Source organism: Nostoc sp., assembly GCF_036917155.1.
Lineage (GTDB): Bacteria > Cyanobacteriota > Cyanobacteriia > Cyanobacteriales > Nostocaceae > Nostoc.
This window is the reverse complement of record NZ_JBALDZ010000073.1, coordinates 18,196-37,855: the sequence shown is the minus strand read 5'-3', so window position 1 is coordinate 37,855 and position 19,660 is coordinate 18,196. Positions and strand designations below refer to the sequence as shown.

The following is a 19,660-nucleotide window of genomic DNA, read 5'->3' as shown; positions in this document are numbered from 1 at the left end:
AAGTCACTGGCGCAGGACAAACCGCACAAGTTGGGCAAGTCGGGCAAGTCTCGCAAACCTCACAAGTCGGGCAGGTTATTGGCGCAGGACAAACCGCACAAGTTGGGCAAGTCGGGCAAGTCGGACAAGTTGGACAAGTTGGACAAGTTGGACAAGCAATACCTGCATTGCAAGCAGCCATTGAGGCGTAATGCCCTGGTGTACTATAAACACTGCTTAAAGTACAGACTCCATTTATGGCATCGTAGGTTGGTAGCTTACAGGTATTGCTGAAATTTGCATAAGAAAGAGTGAAACCTGCTGGGGGATAGTATGGGCCAGCTAAAGTTATAGTCCCCGTGTCACCATCACTGCGTACCTCGTATCCTTTATCAATAGTTGCACCGAATAGATACACGTAGGCAGTGGTATAGCTCCCATCGGGCACTGTAAAAGATACTGGAGTTGGGCCGTAGGGAGCAAGACTTTCTGTGTAATCAAAAGAAAGTGTACAGGTCATTGAATTTATCAATGTTAGTTAAATTCCATTAAATTCAATTAAATAGATAGTGTAAAGTTCCGATTCAAAGTAAAACAGGAACTTTACCGAAGTAATATAACCCTTGCTATCACTACAATTAGGCAAGCTTTAACTAATAGCTCAAAATTAAATATTCCGCTTTTACCTATTGAAATGGTTAAACCGGAATTGGGAAAATCAGCAAAAGTGTTGAAATGAAAAATAATCGAAATGGTCAGGCTGCTACTCTGACTGATGCGGATTACTCGAAAATTCGCAAGCAGATTAAAAGCCGCAAATATAAATTACTTTTAGATATTGCTTGGCACACTGGTGAGCGCTGGGGCGCAATTGTACAGTTACGAATTGAAGACGCGTACTACAGCGATGGTACACCACGGGAATATATCACTTTTCGCGCCAGAACCCGCAAGGCTAGCCCTGACGGCAAGCGAAGAACCCGCCAAATCCCGGTTCATCCAGTTTTGTCTGAGTCGTTGAAATCTTATACCCCTGAATCGCAATCCGGTTGGTTGTTTCCGTGCCGAGAAGAGGATGCACCCATTGGACTGAGATGGGCGGACATGATTTTACGTACTGCTGTGGAAAAAGCTGGGCTTGATGCCAAAGGTATATCAACTCACAGTACCCGCCGTACCTTCATCACTAATTTGGCAAAGAAAGGTATTGGTCTTGCCACGATCAAAAAAATTACTGGGCACAGCGATTTAAAGGTGCTTGGGGCTTATATCGAAATCTCTGATCAAGACGTTATAAACGCGATCGCTACTTTATGAGCAAAACCCTGCCACAGAAATTCAAAACTCAGTTGGCCCAGCTAGCTGTATTTCCAGACCAACTCAATAATGCTCAGTTAGCCCAGAAACTCAGATGTCTTGCGAGTGAGATTGAGTTTGATTCCCCTATTCCTAAATCTAAGTTATTCAGCAAAATTCAGAAATTTTATGCAGATTTTTATGAAGGTGAATTTGACAGTGCCTTTGCCAACAAGGCAAAGAATAAGGTACTTTCTGGCTCTTATTTCGCTCTCAAAACGTTAGAGAAAATACTTGAAGATTTGGGTAAACGAGATGAAAATCAAGACCATTAGTTGTAAACGCATCCTCAACCTGGGCAGTTATGAATCCAGGCATTTTGACACGACTGCTGATATTTATGAAGGCGAAGATCCAGATGTGGAGTCATCCAAATTAATCGAATTTGTTGAGAGAAAGATCAGGGAGCGAGTAGACCTAGAAATTGAAGCCACTGATCTAAAAGAGCAGATCGCAGACCTCAAATATGAACTGGCACGGCTCGAAGAACAAAAGGCTGCTTTAACTACGGTAGAGCCTGACCCAGGCGATGTCCCTTTTGAGTCCGGGTCAGCACCAAGCACTAGTGACTTCTCCGATGGTTTTTAGATAATTTTTAGCGATCGCACTCTCAGGTACAAGAATGCGATCGCCCTGGAATTCGCGCAACCGAACCCAAGAAATTATGCAAATTATATCAGTTCCCACCGTGTTTACTTGTAAAACGCCTACCGCCGGCTGGATCAACTTGGCCCAAATTCGGCAAGTGATTGAAGATGAAGACGAAAAAGTAATAGTTGTAACTTGGCACAATGGCGACACTCAGGTTTTCTATGGTGAAAACGCCGTTGCTATTGTCTCCTCATTTACTCAGGCGCAGCGCTGCTTTAATAATTACCTTCGTCACAATCGGAGAAGTTTATGAATAATCAAAATGATGAATGCGATTTACTTAATGGTTCACCAGATCCAACGTGGGATTACTACTTGCTTTGGTGTCAACTTCAACGCATTAAAGCCCAAATTGATATGGCTTCGATCGTGATTGGTCAAGTTGAATGCATGAACGCTGCAACGGATAGCGAGTTGAAAAGATTACTTTTTAAACCTTATGAAGGACTAGACAGTATCCTCGATCAATTGCGCTCTGATGGTGATGAAATCGCCTGATGATGGCTACTTGACCCCGTAGCCGAAACTAGGGCAACTGCCCTAGTCGCGGGTTGGGTCGCGCAACTCACCTGCCTCTGATAACAGAGGGAAATAACAACAGCAGCACGGATTTTTCCCTTGAAATGACCCAAAAGGTTTCCTGTTTTCACGAATCCACTGCTGTTAATTATTTCCGCCCGTGCTTGGTTTAAAAGTGAATTGTTATCGCTAATTTGGGAGATTCGTGACCTATTTTAGCACGGTTTTTGCTGCAAATTACTCCCATTACGAACAAAAGAAAAATGAAAATTGTTGGTTTAGACGTTTGCAAAAACAGTGTAGTTGCTTGGGAATTAACATCAATTCCTAAGAGCTTTAGAAGCTATTTCCGGGATAATAAACGCCCGAAAGATGATGACCCAAAAACATTTAAAGCTAACGCTGATGGGGTCAACAAACTCTTAGCTCTCAAGCCCGATGCTGTTGTTTTAGAACCCACTGGGGTTCATTATTCTTGGATTTGGGCACACATTTGTGAAACTGAGGGTATTAAGGTGCTTTGGGTGGGACATGCTGAAGCTGTCCACTACCGCAAACAAAACAAGCTACCCGATAAAAATGACCAAGCCGATGCCTTGGCGCTTGCAGCTTACGCCTTGCTGCATTGGGGGGATGATGAGTTTTTCCTGCAATTTGAAGCGGGTAAGGTGGCGCAGATGCGCCATCTGTGGTTGCAATTGCAATCACTCAATAAAATTCAATCCCCGATCATCAATCGTGCCCGTCAACAACTGGCTAGGGAATTTCCAGAAGCCGCGCTATCACGATCGCAACCGAGCAAAGCTGACGGAATGCTACCACTGTGGGCTTGGTTAGCCGGTCGTGAGCGAGACACTAAACGTAAAACCAGTTACTATGACAGGCTTTACCAAAACTCGATCGCTAACAAATACGGCGTAGGCATTACCACCTTTACCAGAAAACTGTCTAACATGCTGTGTGATCTGCAAGACTGGGAAGTGGAAATTCAATCTGGTATTTTGTCAATCTTGAACAGCCCAGAATTCATCCCTTACCGCCAAACCATGACCAAATTTGGTATTGGAGTTCGGCCACAAGCTTTACTCATTTCCCAAATTTACCCCATTACCAAGTTTGAGTCACTTGGCAGATTCAAACGACGCCTGGGGATGGCCAAGGATGAAAACTCCAGCGGCGACAAGGAAACCATGAACACCGGAGCCGGTTCTAAACTGTGTCGTTCTCAATTATACATGTGGATTTTCGACATCATTGCTCCAGAACACGCTAGACCAAAAAATGAAATTGGCCAAAAACTGGGCGAATTCTACGACGCTAGAAAATCCCAATTTCAGGACAATCCTGAACTGTGGAAAAAGAAAGCTGTGGCACGACTGCAAAATGAAGCGCTGCGCGAATTCAAAAAAACACTTTCTCAGAACTTATTGCCATTAATCAGTAAGGATTTAGCCCCTCAAATTGAAGCTACTTTGGCATTAACTATGCAAACTATGCAAATGTCACTGACTGCGAGTATGTCGGTTAATGACATCACACCAGGGGTCAAGGAGAGAGAAGTTAAAAAAGGATTCGGCAACTTGGTTATTTCTCAGACTGCTGCTTACGGGTGCAGGCTGTTGTTTAAGGAATTAAAACGGGCTGTTGCAGCTCATAATTAAGATGTGACTCCCCTTATGGGGGGTTATCTGATATCAGATAACAAACTAAAGTGAAAACAGACAGCATCTTCTATCGGATATTTCAGAGTATCCCCACTACTTTCTTTGAACTGATTAACCAACCGCCCCAACTAGCTAGTGTTTACCAATTTTCTTCAGTAGAAGTCAAACAACTAGCATTTAGAATCGATGGCGTTTTCCTCCCAAATGCAGCAGAACTACCCATTTATTTTGCCGAAGTGCAATTTCAACCAGACAAAAAGTTCTACTCGCGTTTATTTACCGAAATCTTTAACTATCTCGACAAAACCGAATTAACCAACAATTGGCGTGGTGTTGTCATCTACCCCAACCGCAGCGTTGATACTGGAGATACCGAAAGATATACAGAATTACTCAACTCACAACGAGTGACTCGCGTCTATCTTGACGAATTAAGCTCAATTGAGACATCATCAATCGGCATAGAGACAGTTAAACTCATCATCGAACCCGAATCAACTGCGACAACAAGAGCGATCGAAATAGTTCACACTGCCCGACAGCAAATTCTAGATGTCGCTACTATTAGGGAAATTATACAATTGATAGAGACGATATTAATCTACAAGTTGCCGCGATTGAGCCAAGAGGAGATCGGAAAAATGTTTGGATTAAATGAGTTAAAGCAAACTAGATTTTACCAAGATGTTTTTGCAGAAGGTAGGCAAGAAGGCAGACAAGAAGGTAGGCAAGAAGGTAGGCAAGAAGGCAGACAAGAAGGCAGACAAGAAGGTAGGCAAGAAGGCAGACAAGAAGGTAAGTTAGAAACGATACCCCAGTTATTAGGGTTGGGTTTAAGTATTGAGCAGATAGCTCAAGTGTTAGGTTTGGATGAACAACTTGTTAGGCAAGCTGCACAATCAAAATCTTAAAACAATAGGGTGCGCGAAGGCTTAACAGTGCGTTTAATAGAGACGATATTAATCTAAAAGTTGCCGCGATTTAGCCAGGAGGAGATAGGAAAAATGTTTGAATTAAATGACTTGAGGCAAACTAGATTTTTCCAAGATGTTTTTGAAGAAGGTAAAAAAGAAGGTAGACAAGAAATTTTTGAAGAAGCTAAACAAGAAGCTAAGTTAGAAGCGATACCCCATTTATTAGCGTTTGGGTTAAGTATTGAGCAGATAGCTCAAGGCTTAGGCTTGGACGAACAAGTTGTTAGGCAAGCTGCACAACCAAAATCCTAAAAAACTGATACAGCAGTCCTAAATCATTCGTGAAAAATTAGATTCCCGACTTTTCAAAGAAGTCGGGAATCTGGACAATGGGAATTTTCACAACTTATTTAGGATTGCTATATATAGCTGACGGGCTGCAAAGTCTTGCACCCTGATATTTTGTTGAATTTTACTTAGTTATTGCATTAAAATCTGACGGTTTAAAATACTCATCCTTTCGTACAGATTGATACTTGGTAGTAATTATTATTAATAATTTCAGAGTTGTAAGCGCAATAAGTTAAGCACACTTAGGTTGTTTAATGGCAGTACTTAAAATCAAAAAGCAATTTTACTTTTACTATTTCGATCGGTTAGATATGTTACAAGCATAACAGACACAAGCCTTTAAAATAATCTTAATTAAATCTAAGCTATTGTTAATGATTAATTCTTTTTTAATGAAAGAGAATTAAATAAAAAACTATCTTAGTATTGAAAAACAAATATTGATAAGCAGGTGAGACTTTACAAGCATTATCACCTACATCATGCATGGGAAACAATAGAAAAATACATAGCCGATGACTAACGTACTATGGCTACAGGGTGGTGCTTGTTCAGGTAACACCATGTCATTTCTCAACGCCGAAGAACCGACAGTCTGCGATTTGATCGCTGATTTTGGCATCAAGTTACTTTGGCATCCCTCTTTGGGATTGGAACTAGGCAACAACTTGCAAACACTGCTACGGGATTGCATTTCTGGGACAATTCCCCTAGATATCTTGGTATTTGAAGGCAGTGTTGTTAACGCCCCCAATGGCACTGGTGAATGGAATCGGTTTGCCGATCGCGCCATGAAAGATTGGTTAGCAGACCTCGCCAAAGTTGCTAAATTTATCGTCGCAGTGGGAGATTGTGCCACCTGGGGAGGAATTCCCGCCATGTCACCCAACCCCAGCGAATCAGAAGGTTTGCAATTTCTCAAACGTCAAGAAGGCGGCTTTTTAGGGAAAGACTTTCTCTCACAAGCGGGATTACCTGTAATTAATATACCTGGATGTCCCGCCCATCCCGACTGGATTACGCAGATATTAGTGGCGATCGCTACTGGACGCATAGCAGACATTGCTTTCGATGAACTAAATCGTCCCCAAACCTTCTTCAACACCTATACCCAAACAGGTTGTACGCGCAACGTCCACTTTGCCTACAAAGCCTCAACCGCCGAATTTGGTCAGCGCAAAGGCTGCTTATTTTATGACTTGGGTTGTCGCGGCCCCATGACCCATTCTTCCTGCAACCGCATCTTATGGAACCGCGTCTCATCCAAAACTCGCGCCGGGATGCCTTGTTTAGGTTGCACAGAACCAGAATTTCCCTTCTTTGACCTCAAACCAGGAACCGTATTTAAAACCCGAACAGTCATGGGAGTTCCCAAAGAATTACCGCCAGGGGTGAACAAAAAAGACTACGCCTTACTTACAATGGTTGCAAAAGATGCAGCACCACCTTGGGCAGAAGAAGACTTTTTTACAGTTTAGTCATTAGTCATTAGTCATTAGTCATTTGTCCTTTGTGATTTGACCAATGACTATAACCCAATACAGTTCAGAATGAGCAATAAAACACTTGTAGAGACGGCGATTTATCGCGTCTTGAAAACCCAAAATTGTTGCCAGTAGCCCTTAACCCAAGCGTATTAGACTATAACCTTTCACACTCACCTCAACGATAAATCAAGGGTTTCGAGCATTTTACATGGAGGCGAGTGAATAATTACCAATGACGAATGACAAATGACCAATGACAAATGACCAATGATAAAGGACAAATAACAAATGGGAATTCAATCATTAGACATTTCGCCCGTCGGTAGAGTTGAAGGCGATTTAGATGTCAGAGTTGATATTGAGAATGGGCGGGTAGTCAACGCTTGGACACACGCCGAATTATTTCGCGGATTTGAAGTTATTTTACGCGGTAAAGATCCCCAAGCTGGATTAATTGTTACGCCTCGCATTTGCGGTATTTGCGGCGGTTCTCACCTAACTTGTGCATCTTGGGCATTAGATACAGCTTGGGAAACAGAAGTTCCTCGTAATGCTATTTTGGCGAGAAATCTTGGTCAAATTGTCGAAACAATCCAAAGTATACCTCGCTATTTTTATGGATTGTTTGCCATTGATTTGACTAATAAAAAATATCGCCATAGTCGCTTTTATGACGAAGCCGTGAGACGCTTTGCTGCTTTCACAGGCAAATCTTACGAATTAGGCATAACAATTTCTGCTAAACCTGTAGAAATTTATGCACTATTAGGCGGACAATGGCCCCACAGCAGTTATATGGTGCCTGGTGGCGTGATGTGCGCCCCCACCCTCACAGATATTACCCGCGCTTGGGCGCTTCTCGAATATTTCCGCACCAATTGGTTAGAACCAGTGTGGTTGGGTTGTTCTCTAGAACGCTACGAACAAATCCAAACTTATGATGACTTTAGGGAATGGTTAGATGAAGACCGCAATCATCGAGATTCCGACTTAGGTTTTTATTGGCGGATGGGTTTAGATATCGGTCTAGATAGATATGGCGCTGGTGTTGGGAAATATGTCACTTGGGGATATTTAGCCCATGAAGATAAATATCAAAAGCCGACTATTGAAGGACGAAATGCGGCGATGATTATGAAAAGTGGAGTGTACGACAGCTTCGCAGACACTCACGTTTTAATGGATCAGTCATTTACCCGCGAGAATACAACTCACTCCTGGTACGATGAAGGAACAGAAAATATTCACCCTAGCGATCGCACCACTAAACCCACTGCAATCAATACCAAAGACTTTGATAACGCCTACTCTTGGGCAAGTGCAGTTCTACACAAAGACTTCGGACGTTTAGAAGCTGGCCCTTTAGCCCGTCAATTAGTCGCAGGTGGCAAACATGGCGAATCTTGGCAACACTACGACGGCTTCATCCTCGATGTCTTCAAACAAATGGGTGGTGCTAGTATTCATGTGCGGCAGCTAGCACGAGTTCATGAACTTGTCAAGTTATATCGTCAAGCTGAACATTGTTTACGCGAATTCAAGTTAAACGACCCTTGGTATATCAAACCCAAAGAAAAAGATGGACGCGGTTGGGGTGCAACAGAAGCGGCGCGGGGTTCTTTGTGTCACTGGGTAGAAGTAGAGGGCGGTAAGATTAAGAATTACCAAGTGATTGCCCCAGGTACTTGGAATATTGGCCCCCGTGACGGTGAAGGAATCCGTGGCCCTATTGAAGAAGCTTTAATTGGGACACCCATTTACGATTCTAGCGATCCGGTGGAAGTTGGTCACGTGGCGCGATCGTTTGATTCATGTTTAGTGTGTACAGTCCACGCCCATGATGCGAAGACGGGTGAAGAGTTGGCGCGTTTTCGGACTGCTTAATTATCAAATATCACATCGTCTACCACAACCCACATTGAGTTACACTAGCTCTACAAGTAGTTGCAATTTTGCTAAACATACTTTGTATGGCTGAAATTATTGAAATACCTGTTGAACTGACTCACTTTCAACTTCCTGAAGCTGTCCAAGAGCGTTTGCAATTTCTGCTGGATCGCCAAGATGCAGGCGAAGCGCTCCCCATTGCAGAACGACGAGAAGCAGAAGGGCTGGTTGAGTTGGCAGAATTTTTATCTCTGTTGCACTTGCGTTCGCAGCGTGTAATGGAGCAGGGATAAATGGTAACGATTTCAGTTGCTTTACGTCGATTGGTCATTCAAAGAGCAGCTGATCGCTGTGAATATTGCAGTACAACTTCTTGTGGTTTTAGAACAAGAATATTACTCATGGTCTACTGAACCACAATCTGTTGTATACCTACAAACTCTGTCTCGAATACCAGTTCCTCGTCCTCTAGAAGCATTTCAATAACTTCACGTAAATTTTCCTGCAATTCATCCAAGGTTTCACCTTGAGAATGCGCTCCAGGAAAGCCAGAGACATAGCCAACATAGAACTTAGTATCAGGATCTCTTTCAACGATCGCAGTAAAAGTTTTCATATCACAATCATGGACAACGCTCACTTACAGTTTACTGGATCGGTCATCTAACTGAGCGTAGACATCGCCCTTGCACCACTATGACAACCAGACTAAACTTAGTTTACAGACTTAGTTTAATCCTATGGAAACTGTAAATATTCATCAAGCTAAAACGAATCTCTCAAAGCTGTTGTCGCGCGTAGAACTTGGAGAAGAAATCATTATTTCCAACCGAGGCGTTCCGATCGCCAAGTTGGTTCCGTTTCGCACCTCATCAAATCGACTCAATAGTTTAGGGCAAGATAAAGGGCGTTTTATAGTGCCAGATGATTTCAATGCCCCTTTACCAGAAGAAATTTTGGCAGCATTTGAAGGCGGTGAGGAGTGAAACTCTTGCTAGATAAACAGTGCTGGTTATGGTGGTTTACCCAACCAGAGCTTTTGAATGAAGCAGCCATCGCTCATATTGCCGATGAAACGAATGAATTGTGGCTCTCAGTTGCTAGCATTTGGGAAATAGGGATAAAAGTTGCGATCGGCAAGTTACCACTGGCAGACCCCTTAGACAGTTATATTTCTAGTCGGATGACGGTATTGGCAATGCGCTCGCTAGAGATTACAGCTTCTCATGCTTTACAGGCGGCTGCGTTACCTTTGCATCACCGAGATCCTTTTGACAGAATGTTGATTGCACAGGCTCAGATAGAAGAAATGACGCTTGTGAGTGCCGATTCAATGTTTAATAAGTACGACATTTCCATACTTTGGGCAGCAAAATCATAAAACTTCACCATCTTAAAACTCACCAACTTTTTGTAATTTGCTAAAAATGTGGCAATAAGTAATGCCCAATGCCCTTTATTCAAAACTCGTAGCGTAACACACTAAAACTTATAGAAACAGTGCGTTAGGCTTGCATTAATGCACTTGCATAAAACAGCAATTTACACGGTAAGCTTGTGTCTGATTTAGCGCTACATAATTATCTCCCTCGCGTTCCCGATGCAGCATTGCAAGAATACATAGAATGGTGTGTTTTAGAGCAGGCTCAAGCCGCAGAATGTAACTTTACTCCTGATAGAAGTAAGTTAGATAATTTGCCACCAGAAGACTACGTTCCTAAACTTGTCGAGCAGTTCATGAAAGTTAAACCAGACCCAATTAAAGCCGGTTTGGTAGCTGCGATCGCAGGTAAGGAAGCTGACAAACACGCTCTATCCGGTTTAGCGATCGCAGCTGATTTTGTATCCCTTTATGTCAAGTATTTAATTCCTAAAGAAGGAAGTACTAAAGAACAGGCTGAAGAGATATTAACTCAAGCATCACAACATCAGTATGAGAAACTGACTGAAGTTGCCAAGAAACATGGTGTAGATTTATAGTTTCTTACTGATAAATTATTTTTCAGAGGCTTTGTCTGTCCCATCAGTCAGAGCCTCGTATTTTGCAGGTTATGGCACAAACTCGAAATAATCACAATCAGCAGAAGCTTGATGATGCGTTGTTCTTAATCTTATACCTTTACTATGATCTTAAGCTTTAAAGTAAGTTTCACTGCATTTATAGATACAGTGCAACTTCTTATTTTATAATTTAGGAAACATATTATTAGTTTATAGTTAAATGGACAGAATCGTAGTTAACTCTCACATTCATTTCGGTAAACCTTGCATCGCAGGAACACGCATCACTGTACAAAGCATTCTTGAACTCCTTAATGACGGACTTTCATTTGAAGAAATTATCAGAGACTACTATCCAGACCTACAAATTGAAGATATTCGTGCCTGCTTAGGATACGCGATCGCTCTGGTGGCAGCTGAAGACATACGCCTAGTATCTATTTTGACGATGTAGAGAGCCTTTTAGCACTGGATGATAAACGCGCTCAATATCTATGGTTTCAGATTGGCTGGCAAAAAAATCGCCGAATTAAAGGTATTACTGTACATATTCGGATTAAAAATCACAAAATTTGGATCGAAGAAGATTGGACTGAAGAAGGTATTGCCACCGACTTATTAAACGCCGGGGTTCCTCAAAGTGATATTGTGTTAGCTTTTCATCCTCCAAGCGATGCCTACGGCGGTAAACTACGCGCTTTAACTGAATTTGCAACTGCTTAAACAATTAAGTCTCATCCCATGCTAACTATTATTGGTTGTGGCAATCTCAATCGCAATGACGACGCAGTAGGCGTAATCATTGCCCAGCGCTTACAAAAATATCTAGCTGAAAACCCTCATCCTCATGTGCGAGTATATGACTGTGGCACCGCAGGAATGGAAGTAATGTTTCAAGCTAGAGGTAGTAAACAATTAGTAATTATTGATGCAAGTTCAACTGGTTCTGAACCGGGTGCTGTGTTTAAAGTTCCAGGAAAAGAACTGGAAGCTTTGCCAGAACCTAGTTATAACTTGCACGATTTTCGTTGGGATAATGCTTTAGCCGCCGGACGGAAAATCTTTCAAAATGATTTTCCCGAAGATGTGACAGTTTATTTAATTGAGGCGGCAAATCTTGGTTTGGGACTAGAGTTAAGTCCTGCTATCAAACATTCTGCTGATTTAGTTTTTGAAGAGGTAGCTGCACTTATCAGTCAGAATAATAAGTAAAAATTCCTAACTCCTAACTCCTAACTTTTCTCTTATGCCCAATCCCGATAAACAGAAAGTTCATCTACCCTCATTTCAAAAGGTATGCCTTGACTCTCTGGCGGACAAACACGGATTTTAGCATTGTTAACAATTCCATATAGCAATGTCCCCATTGGCACAATTTTTTGTAAAACACGCCAATTAATAACTTGATCGGGACATTCAATTACCAATGTCAGAGCATTGGCGTGGGTTGTGACATACCACCGACAATCAGACAGAAGATTTTGAATGGTGCGATCGCACGCGTCATAAAAGTATCTGCTAATAGAATCCTCTAGCTGTTGCCGCAGTATAATATCCGCAGATGTCGGTTGCATAGGATGTGAGTCATCACCATTAAAGTAATACATATTTCTAGCCATCTCTCTTTAGCTTCCTGCTTATATTCCAATCACCATTCCATAAAGTACATCTTTATTCGTTTCTAATAATTCTTGGGTTTCGTCATCATAATACGCACCAATTCCACTACATTGAATACCCAAATAATTACTAGTTAAATAAAGTCTTTGACCGAGAAAACCAGCTATTTGCATAGCAGTTTGATAATTTAAATAATCTGACACAAAAAATAAAGTTACAGCGCCATCTCTAGCAATAGCCTGATTAATACATAAGTAACCTGTCTTTTCACTAAAATTACCCGTCTTAACCAGATGTGTACCTCTATATAACCCAGGTGTCATTCCCTCTACTCGATGCACCACTGAGTAAATTTCTATTTCCTCATAGTTTTCTGTCGGTATTGATTGTTGAAGTTGTTGCACTACATATAAATAATCTTCTTGAGAAATAGCCTCTTTCCGGAAACGTCTAATAGAACGTCTATCCCAAACAGTTTGATAAAATTTATCCCGATCGAAATCAAATTGAGGATACTCTAATTTCTGCTGACGACTCTTTTGTTGAGTAGTTGCTTGATAAGCATCTTCAATAAATTGATTTGATTCAAAATAATCTGTACCAGAGACAAAAGGAACTTTCAGCCTTAAACGTCTGATTTTCTTGTCTTGTAATTCTCCTGACACCGCACAACCAGTAATAAACTCCTTATTCTCAAAACCCAAATCTGAATTGAGCGCAAGTTTATCAAAGTCAAAAACTAGTTGTATATTTTTTTTATGGAGATAAGCTGAAGCTGCAACAGCACCTAAATGGTGTCCGCTATCTAATAAGCAATATCTCATGCTTCTATTTTGGTATTTCCAGCTAGACCTATAATAAACACAACTAATTAAAAAGATGAATCCGTTGATACATTTACCCGGTATAATATAACTCTCTAACCCATCATCAATTAATTCATAGATGAGAGTTAGACAATTATTCTCAACTTCTAGATGGTATATACCATCTACTATTCCCTCAACCCCGCGAACCTGTACGTAAACTTCTGTGGGATACAGAGCGCCTGCTGATGGATTCGCCCGCAGTCTATAAGGGCCATCTTTATATACTTTTTCCAGTGTTATCGCACTGGTTAATGAGATAAAAGAGTGAATAGGATTGTTGAGATTTAATTTTACTCTCCGATAAAACTTGGGATAAACTTTAAATGCAGATGGCTGCGTTGAAGCATCTACATAATTTGGATCGAGTTGTACCGATAAGTAAGAATGCTTAGTAGCGTCATGATAAGCTTTGCCCGAAATCTGACTTGATGGCATTTTTAATTATCCTTAAGACTTCTATGTTACTAGCAAAATCTATTGCTTTATAATCGTCTAAGTTTTTTAAATATAAGTTAGGATGATGTTGTAAAAGTAACTTGACAACTTCTGTCTTTCCGGCTGATGCTGCGTACATTAAAACAGTTGCACCGTTATCATTTTGGTTGTCAATGTTAATGCTGTGAGCCAACAGTAAATTAATTAAATCGTAGTGATTACCAAAACAAGCAAACCACAAAGCATTGTTGCAATCGCTATTTCGAGCATTGATATCCGCACCAGCATCAATTAGTTCTTTGACGACTGTATAAACTCCTTCTCTTGTAGCCTTCATCAAAGCTGTATCACCATTTTCACTAGGCTGATTTAAATCGTTAAGATTATAGCCTTTTGCTATTAGCCATTGGGTTGTTAATTCACTCAATTTTTGATAGTTGATTCGATTCATAACTACTCCTCAGTTAACTTTTTTACTAATATAAATTTACTTGGCAAATAGAATGGTGAGCAATGCTCACCATTTTTGCAAAAATGTTATCTAAATCCTTTTAACTTACATATATGCTATCAACTTTATCAGTTTAAATTATGAATCATTTATAAAAAACAGCAAACATTCTTCTTAAAAAAGCTTGAAAAATAATGGAAAAGCAGTAATGTTTACAGTTTTCTTACATAAGATAGATTAATAGCAGATATAGGTGGATTTAGATCTCCGACTTCTTGAAGAAGTCGGGGATCTGCACTTAGACAATAAGTGCGTATATTTTGAAATTTACTGGCAATGATAAGAATATAAAATATTGTCTACATCTTCGATGGTAAGACTTTGTTTATCAGCTAAAGTTTTCAATCTATGGGTAATATCTTTAAGCTGCGATAAATTAAAGGAAAGTCCTAATTCATTAGCTCGGTGATTAACTGCCTGTTTTCCAGCTAATTTATGATTGATTAAAATTGAGCGCGTTACACCAAAACTCCGGGGATTAATAGCTTCATAAGTCTCAGAATTATTGAGCATAGCTTTAGTATGAATGCCAGCTTTATGACTAAAAGCACTTTCTCCAAAAACACAATGGTTAAAAGGAATAGAAATCCCAACTTTTCTCGCAACTAATTCATGTAAGTAACCAAGTTCTTCCAAGCGATATTTAGCTTTAATCTGCTCTGGATTTGTAGCATATAATCTCGCAATAAATCCAGCTAGTGAGGTAATACCATTGCGCTCACCAATTCCCAGAACACAAGTATCAATATGAGTTGCTCCCGCTTCCAGTGCTGTATAACTGTTAGCATTTGCACACTCTGTATCATTATGACCGTGAAACTCAATATCTAAATTAGTGAACTGGCGCAAAGTCTTCACTAATTCAAATACCTGCATTGGGGTAATAATTCCTACTGTATCGGCAATTCCTATGCGTTTGACAACTCCTAACTTTTCAATCTCAGAGTAAATTGTAATTAAATCTTCTGTAGATGTGCGTGACGAATCCTCAGCCGAAAACCGTAACTCAATATCGGGGGCTTGCTGATGAATAAAAGTTAAAACTTCAGATGCTAAATCAATAATTTGATTAATATTTTTACCATGACTGAACTGACGCATCAAAGAAGAACTACCGATAGTTAAATTAATCCCGGCTACGCCTGTGGCTAAAGCGACTTTAGCATCTTCTAAGTGACAGCGAATGTGAGTTAATATTTTGGATGGCAAGCCTAACCGAGCCAATCGTTCACAGTCTCGTCGAGATTGAGGTGAAGCAATTGGTGAAGTTAACTCTATATATTCCACTCCAAATGCAGTAAGTGCCTCAGCAATTTCAACTTTATCATCTGAAGAAAAATTGGCTTTGACGAATTGTTCACCTTCACGGAGAGTACTTTCTACAATTGCAAATTCAGATAGCGACATTGAGCAATCCTTGTGTTAATTCTTACTAAGGATATTTATTTATTACTTTTTATATTAACAGATTTGTATAATCGAGAAATAATTACTTTGGCTGATTCTTGGGGACTAGCTATAGTATCAATTATAAGGGAGCGATCGCTTGTATCCATCGCTTCTAAAATCTGTTTTGTAGGAACCGAATCATAGTTCTGACTCTCTTCGACAAATATTTTTAGTTTATCCCGCAATTCTATATCTGTAACAACTTGTTTGGTTACAAGTTCTAAGATTTCTTGTTCTTCTTGAGGAGTAAAATAAGCAGAAGCCTCCGATACACCCAAACTGGCAAAATTCGTCAGTGTTTTTGGTAGAATTTGCCTACTATTTTCTAGCTCTTTATTATCAATCCGATCAAAAGGATCGTGACGCTTTAGAAGCCTTTCTAAACGTACCATATTTGGTGCATTCAACATTACAAATTTGGCATTTTCTAAAGCCGCAACTGCATATTTAACCTCATTTTCGCCACGCAAACTATCAAAAACTAACAGAGAGTTAACTTGTTGTGGATTGATATGTAGCGAAGCTAAAATACGACCCATTCCACCAGGGAAGTGTTCTCGATAAAGGCGAGCATAAGTTAGGCGTTTAATCCGACAATGGGGTTGCACAAGTTTATCTTCCATTTTTAACATCGGCGCAATTATTAAGCGTTCAGTTAAAGCGCGACGATTCGGTAAAAGTGTAAAATCTAAACCCTCTTCTGCCAAAGCTTTTGTAATTGTACTTTTCCCTACGCCAGTCATACCCACTATAATTAGTAAAGGAAAAGTTGTTATTGGCAACCAGTCTTTAGGGACAGGAAATCCTACGCCTACACCTGGACTTAAGTGTTCAAAAAATAGATTTGACCTTGTTGTATTAACTCGATACTGCACAATATAAAATTAACCTCTTTTTTCAGCCTCGTAAAATAAATCAGGAGTCAGAATTCAGAATACTCCACTCATAAAGAGATAGAGTTTTAAGGCGAGAATATTTAATACTAGTTTTGCCCGTCAGGGGCGAAAGCGCGTAACGGGACATTCGAGGTAGCATCTTGATAGAGAAGTACGATTTTAACCAATATTCAGACGCGACTCGAAAATACTCGCTACCGCTGCGCTATTACCCAGTCGCACAGAATTAAATTCTGAATTCTTCTTATAAACTGCTTCTAGGTTTACTCTAATCTTAGGTGAACTATTTTTTAGTTAGTATAAATATAAAATATTATCCAGACCTCGGTATTTATACACAAAAATGTCCATATTAAATTGATGATAATATTTCGCTCATACCCATAGGCATTAGTTTTTTTTGAAATTCTTTTATCCTGAGTTTTGCAGCCAATGACTATATCTTTTTGTAATCCTTATCAAGGAGAGGTATCGCTGTTAGATAAATGAGAATTATTTCAATTTTATTAAGATATCTTAATAAAAACACTTTTCATATTAGAGTTTGCTAGTTTACTAAAGTATAAATAGTTAAATTGACAAATAAAAATATGGAAATTAGCGCTCGTAATTCTCTAAAAGGCACTGTAAAAAAGGTTACGCATGGCTCAGTCAATACTGAGATTACTTTAGAAATATCACCAGGAGTAGAGCTAGTGTCAATCATCACAAAATCATCAGCAGAAAAGCTAGGACTTGTAGAAGGTAAGCACGCTCATGCTGTGATTAAATCATCAGATGTGATACTTGCTGTTGATTGAAAAATAGGCAGGTTGTCTAATCATATTTGATTTGTGATAATTAAAGGCTATAGATCCCGGACTTATTAAATAAGTCCGGGATCTTCTTTTTCATTAAGTCATGAGGTTAATTAATTGAATGATCAATAATCCGAACATAAATGGCGCGAATATTTTCTATATCTAGTGCCAAATCTATGTTTCCAATTTCGATAATGAAAGAGGGTAACTTTTGTTTTAAAGTGATATTAGCTCCTGGTTTTACTCCCATTGATATAAGTTTGCTCAAGATTGTTTCATCTTTAGTTTTACAGAAGGTAACAATTCCTCGTTCTCCCTTTCTCAATAATTCTAATGAACAGCCAGTCACGCTAAAGTGGGTAAACATTTGAATTATAAATTAGGAATTATGAAGGGTAGAAGGAAGTATATTTTCATCCTTCATCCTTCATTTTTTATTTGGTCGCTAAAGGCAGAAACCAAAGTAATAGTTTAAACCAGATACGCTTCTTGATGAGTCTTAATTGTGCAATTAGAACGAGGATAAGTTACACAAAGTAGAGCGTATCCTTTAGAAACCTGATCGTCATCTAAAAAGTTTTGATCTTCTTGATTAACTTCACCTTCAACAACCTTGCCAACGCAGCTAGAGCAAGAACCTGCGTGACATGAAAAGGGCAATTCAATACCATTTTCTTCTGCTGCTTCCAAGATTGTCGTTTCTTCGTCAACTTCGATTGTGGTGTCGATGTCTTCTTTTTTGTTGATTAATCTAACTTGGTAGGTAGCCATTTTTCGATTCTCCTCAAACGTTATACAGTTGGTCTAATTTCCGAATTTTTGAGCCATCTATCCTACTTTTTGCTTTCCTTCTTGTTACGGAGAAGCTACGCTTTAGCTAGTTTCTCTACAAAGTTAAGGAATGCAACGCGAACGAGAAGCTACCTCAAGGCAGAGCGATCGCATTTATAGAAAGCCTCTACATCAGACTTGGCACTAACGGAATGATGTTAGCTGCAAGGTACACCAGTAGGCGTACCATCGTCTGTTTTGAAGGACTTTCCACAACCGCAGGTATCAGTTGCATTGGGGTTGATGAACTTAAACCCGCTTTCCATCACTCCCTCAACGAAGTCAACGATAACTCCGTCTAATAAGGGCGCACTTTTGGCATCAACGTAAACCAGCACTTTGCCTTGCTGACTTACCAAATCATCTGGTTGGGGTTTGCTGGTGATATCAATTGCATATTCATAACCACTGCAACCACCATCTTTTACCGAGATGCGAACACCTTTAGTTGCGCCATTAGCGTCGGGTGCTGAACCTTTGAGGAATGCCCGCAGATGAAATTCTGCTTTTTCTGATAAGATAACGGCCATCAGTTCTCCTGATTTGTAGCGATTAGTTGTTCTGATTTCAGATGTGGGTTGTCCTTTGTCAGTTGTCCTTTGTTATTTACTAATGACCAATGACTAATGACTATTTTGTACAATCCCCGTGGCTTCCATCGAATTGGATTGCGCGTGTCTCCAAGGCGCACTATTACCGCATACTGGACAAGAGCGATCGCGATGAGAACGGCGTTTAGCAAATTCCATCCGATTGAGGTCGATTGTCAGCAATTGCGACAATAAAGGCTGACTAAACCCGGTGATCAGCTTGATAGCTTCCAGTGCTGTTAAACAAGCTAATGTCCCAGAGACAGCGCCTATAACTGAAAAGCCGCGCTGATCCCAATCAGGCTTTTCTGGAAACAGACAAGACAAGCAAGGAGTCACACCAGGAATAATCGTTGTTAGGTAAGCCTCCATCCCATTCATTGCGGCTTCCACCATTGGCTTACGTGATCGCACACAGGCTTCATTTAACAAATTGCGCTCTGTAAAATTGTGGGCACAATCAAGAGCCATATCAGCGGACTGCACTAAGGAATCTACATTTTCCGGGGTGATGTACTCATGAACAGCTTCCACTTGGACATCAGGATTAATCGCATCCAGAGTTTCTTTAGCTTTGAATACCCTTGGCTTACCTACCCAATCATCAGTCATAAGAACCTGACGATTCATATCATCTAGCCGCAAGTCACCACCCCGGACTAGGATTAGCCGCCCAACGCCCGCTACTGCTAAGTAAAGCGCCGCCGTACCGCCTAATCCCCCCACACCTGTAACCAAAACTGTCGCTGACTTCAGGCGCTTCTGTGCTGTTTCGCCAAAATTCGGAAGCATCATTTGGCGACGATAGCGTTCTAATTCGGTAGGCGTCAGGTTAACCAATTTATACCTC

The 19,660-nt window shown here is 40.4% G+C and carries 29 protein-coding genes; 19 read left to right on the top strand and 10 right to left on the bottom strand.

Features of this window, described 5'->3' with window-relative positions; genetic code table 11:
• The 12 genes from V7K67_RS11045 to V7K67_RS10990 all read left to right on the top strand — a co-directional run.
• On the top strand, positions 1–191 hold a 191-nt coding region (locus tag V7K67_RS11045), incomplete at its 5' end, for a hypothetical protein (protein ID WP_335166507.1).
• A 523-nt stretch (positions 192–714) separates the two neighbouring features.
• On the top strand, positions 715–1,296 hold the full coding sequence (locus V7K67_RS11040) for a tyrosine-type recombinase/integrase (RefSeq protein ID WP_335166506.1): 582 nt from the start codon (positions 715–717) through the stop codon (positions 1,294–1,296).
• Complete coding sequence (locus tag V7K67_RS11035) at positions 1,293–1,610, top strand: hypothetical protein (RefSeq protein WP_335166504.1); 318 nt, start codon at positions 1,293–1,295, stop codon at positions 1,608–1,610. Before V7K67_RS11040 ends, V7K67_RS11035 begins: the two co-directional genes overlap by 4 nt.
• Positions 1,591–1,923 (top strand): hypothetical protein, encoded by a 333-nt coding sequence (locus tag V7K67_RS11030; RefSeq protein WP_335166502.1) that lies wholly within the window; start codon positions 1,591–1,593, stop codon positions 1,921–1,923. Before V7K67_RS11035 ends, V7K67_RS11030 begins: the two co-directional genes overlap by 20 nt.
• Positions 1,924–1,957: 34 nt before the next feature.
• Positions 1,958–2,239 (top strand): hypothetical protein, encoded by a 282-nt coding sequence (locus V7K67_RS11025; protein WP_335166500.1) that lies wholly within the window; start codon positions 1,958–1,960, stop codon positions 2,237–2,239.
• Entirely contained in the window at positions 2,236–2,484 is a 249-nt protein-coding gene (locus V7K67_RS11020) for a hypothetical protein (protein WP_335166498.1), read from the top strand. Before V7K67_RS11025 ends, V7K67_RS11020 begins: the two co-directional genes overlap by 4 nt.
• Before the next feature lie 284 nt (positions 2,485–2,768).
• The gene (locus tag V7K67_RS11015) at positions 2,769–4,166 is read left to right on the top strand and encodes an IS110 family transposase (RefSeq protein ID WP_335166496.1); all 1,398 of its coding nucleotides are present in this window, start codon (positions 2,769–2,771) and stop codon (positions 4,164–4,166) included.
• A 50-nt stretch (positions 4,167–4,216) separates the two neighbouring features.
• On the top strand, positions 4,217–5,080 hold the full coding sequence (locus V7K67_RS11010) for an Rpn family recombination-promoting nuclease/putative transposase (protein WP_334729086.1): 864 nt from the start codon (positions 4,217–4,219) through the stop codon (positions 5,078–5,080).
• Between the two features lie 93 nt (positions 5,081–5,173).
• Entirely contained in the window at positions 5,174–5,395 is a 222-nt protein-coding gene (locus V7K67_RS11005) for a hypothetical protein (protein WP_334707841.1), read from the top strand.
• 554 nt (positions 5,396–5,949) lie between these two features.
• Complete coding sequence (locus tag V7K67_RS11000; protein WP_334729087.1) at positions 5,950–6,912, top strand: hydrogenase small subunit; 963 nt, start codon at positions 5,950–5,952, stop codon at positions 6,910–6,912.
• 297 nt (positions 6,913–7,209) lie between these two features.
• Positions 7,210–8,805 (top strand): nickel-dependent hydrogenase large subunit, encoded by a 1,596-nt coding sequence (locus V7K67_RS10995; RefSeq protein WP_335166494.1) that lies wholly within the window; start codon positions 7,210–7,212, stop codon positions 8,803–8,805.
• Between the two features lie 86 nt (positions 8,806–8,891).
• Complete coding sequence (locus V7K67_RS10990; RefSeq protein ID WP_334733704.1) at positions 8,892–9,101, top strand: hypothetical protein; 210 nt, start codon at positions 8,892–8,894, stop codon at positions 9,099–9,101.
• A 113-nt stretch (positions 9,102–9,214) separates the two neighbouring features.
• Here V7K67_RS10990 and V7K67_RS10985 read toward each other — a convergent pair whose 3' ends face one another.
• Entirely contained in the window at positions 9,215–9,424 is a 210-nt protein-coding gene (locus tag V7K67_RS10985) for a type II toxin-antitoxin system HicB family antitoxin (protein WP_335166491.1), read from the bottom strand.
• 124 nt (positions 9,425–9,548) lie between these two features.
• Between V7K67_RS10985 and V7K67_RS10980 the strand changes: the two genes are divergently transcribed.
• The 6 genes from V7K67_RS10980 to V7K67_RS10955 all read left to right on the top strand — a co-directional run bounded on the left by V7K67_RS10980 (position 9,549) and on the right by V7K67_RS10955 (position 12,021).
• Positions 9,549–9,794 (top strand): type II toxin-antitoxin system Phd/YefM family antitoxin, encoded by a 246-nt coding sequence (locus tag V7K67_RS10980; protein ID WP_334708153.1) that lies wholly within the window; start codon positions 9,549–9,551, stop codon positions 9,792–9,794.
• Positions 9,791–10,189: a type II toxin-antitoxin system VapC family toxin gene (locus V7K67_RS10975; protein WP_335166489.1), complete on the top strand. Its 399-nt coding sequence runs from the start codon at positions 9,791–9,793 to the stop codon at positions 10,187–10,189. Before V7K67_RS10980 ends, V7K67_RS10975 begins: the two co-directional genes overlap by 4 nt.
• 176 nt (positions 10,190–10,365) lie before the next feature.
• Complete coding sequence (locus tag V7K67_RS10970) at positions 10,366–10,788, top strand: hypothetical protein (RefSeq protein WP_114083647.1); 423 nt, start codon at positions 10,366–10,368, stop codon at positions 10,786–10,788.
• Between the two features lie 241 nt (positions 10,789–11,029).
• Positions 11,030–11,263, top strand: coding sequence for a DUF433 domain-containing protein (locus V7K67_RS10965; RefSeq protein WP_334729502.1), 234 nt, complete (start codon positions 11,030–11,032; stop codon positions 11,261–11,263).
• Positions 11,245–11,532: a XisI protein gene (locus V7K67_RS10960; RefSeq protein ID WP_335166515.1), complete on the top strand. Its 288-nt coding sequence runs from the start codon at positions 11,245–11,247 to the stop codon at positions 11,530–11,532. The genes V7K67_RS10965 and V7K67_RS10960 overlap by 19 nt, the downstream gene beginning before the upstream one ends.
• An 18-nt stretch (positions 11,533–11,550) precedes the next feature.
• Complete coding sequence (locus tag V7K67_RS10955) at positions 11,551–12,021, top strand: hydrogenase maturation protease (protein ID WP_099103699.1); 471 nt, start codon at positions 11,551–11,553, stop codon at positions 12,019–12,021.
• 32 nt (positions 12,022–12,053) lie between these two features.
• Here V7K67_RS10955 and V7K67_RS10950 read toward each other — a convergent pair whose 3' ends face one another.
• From V7K67_RS10950 to V7K67_RS10930, 5 genes are all read right to left on the bottom strand, one after another.
• The gene (locus V7K67_RS10950) at positions 12,054–12,428 is read right to left on the bottom strand and encodes a hypothetical protein (protein WP_334729503.1); all 375 of its coding nucleotides are present in this window, start codon (positions 12,426–12,428) and stop codon (positions 12,054–12,056) included.
• Between the two features lie 18 nt (positions 12,429–12,446).
• Positions 12,447–13,733, bottom strand: a complete 1,287-nt coding sequence (locus V7K67_RS10945) for a SagB/ThcOx family dehydrogenase (RefSeq protein WP_335166486.1) — start codon at positions 13,731–13,733, stop codon at positions 12,447–12,449.
• Entirely contained in the window at positions 13,696–14,184 is a 489-nt protein-coding gene (locus V7K67_RS10940) for an ankyrin repeat domain-containing protein (protein WP_335166485.1), read from the bottom strand. The genes V7K67_RS10945 and V7K67_RS10940 overlap by 38 nt, the downstream gene beginning before the upstream one ends.
• Positions 14,185–14,511: 327 nt before the next feature.
• Positions 14,512–15,651, bottom strand: a complete 1,140-nt coding sequence (gene lysS / locus V7K67_RS10935; RefSeq protein ID WP_335166483.1) for a homocitrate synthase — start codon at positions 15,649–15,651, stop codon at positions 14,512–14,514.
• 35 nt (positions 15,652–15,686) lie between these two features.
• Complete coding sequence (locus V7K67_RS10930) at positions 15,687–16,568, bottom strand: AAA family ATPase (RefSeq protein WP_335166481.1); 882 nt, start codon at positions 16,566–16,568, stop codon at positions 15,687–15,689.
• 611 nt (positions 16,569–17,179) lie between these two features.
• On the opposite strand from V7K67_RS10930, the gene V7K67_RS10925 reads away from it, so the two are divergent.
• A complete protein-coding gene (locus V7K67_RS10925; protein ID WP_334708221.1) occupies positions 17,180–17,389 on the top strand; it encodes a TOBE domain-containing protein in 210 nt (69 codons plus the stop codon).
• A 106-nt stretch (positions 17,390–17,495) separates the two neighbouring features.
• Here V7K67_RS10925 and V7K67_RS10920 read toward each other — a convergent pair whose 3' ends face one another.
• The 4 genes from V7K67_RS10920 to V7K67_RS10905 form a co-directional block, all read right to left on the bottom strand.
• A complete protein-coding gene (locus V7K67_RS10920) occupies positions 17,496–17,756 on the bottom strand; it encodes a FeoA family protein (RefSeq protein WP_335166479.1) in 261 nt (86 codons plus the stop codon).
• A gap of 104 nt (positions 17,757–17,860) precedes the next feature.
• Positions 17,861–18,160 carry a 2Fe-2S iron-sulfur cluster-binding protein gene (locus V7K67_RS10915; protein ID WP_012407188.1) on the bottom strand — a complete coding sequence of 100 codons (300 nt, stop codon included), beginning with the start codon at positions 18,158–18,160 and terminating at the stop codon, positions 17,861–17,863.
• Between the two features lie 218 nt (positions 18,161–18,378).
• Complete coding sequence (locus V7K67_RS10910; protein ID WP_094327427.1) at positions 18,379–18,750, bottom strand: HesB/IscA family protein; 372 nt, start codon at positions 18,748–18,750, stop codon at positions 18,379–18,381.
• Positions 18,751–18,843: 93 nt separating this feature from the next.
• Entirely contained in the window at positions 18,844–19,650 is an 807-nt protein-coding gene (locus V7K67_RS10905; RefSeq protein WP_334708142.1) for a HesA/MoeB/ThiF family protein, read from the bottom strand.
• Between the last annotated feature and the right edge of the window lie 10 nt (positions 19,651–19,660).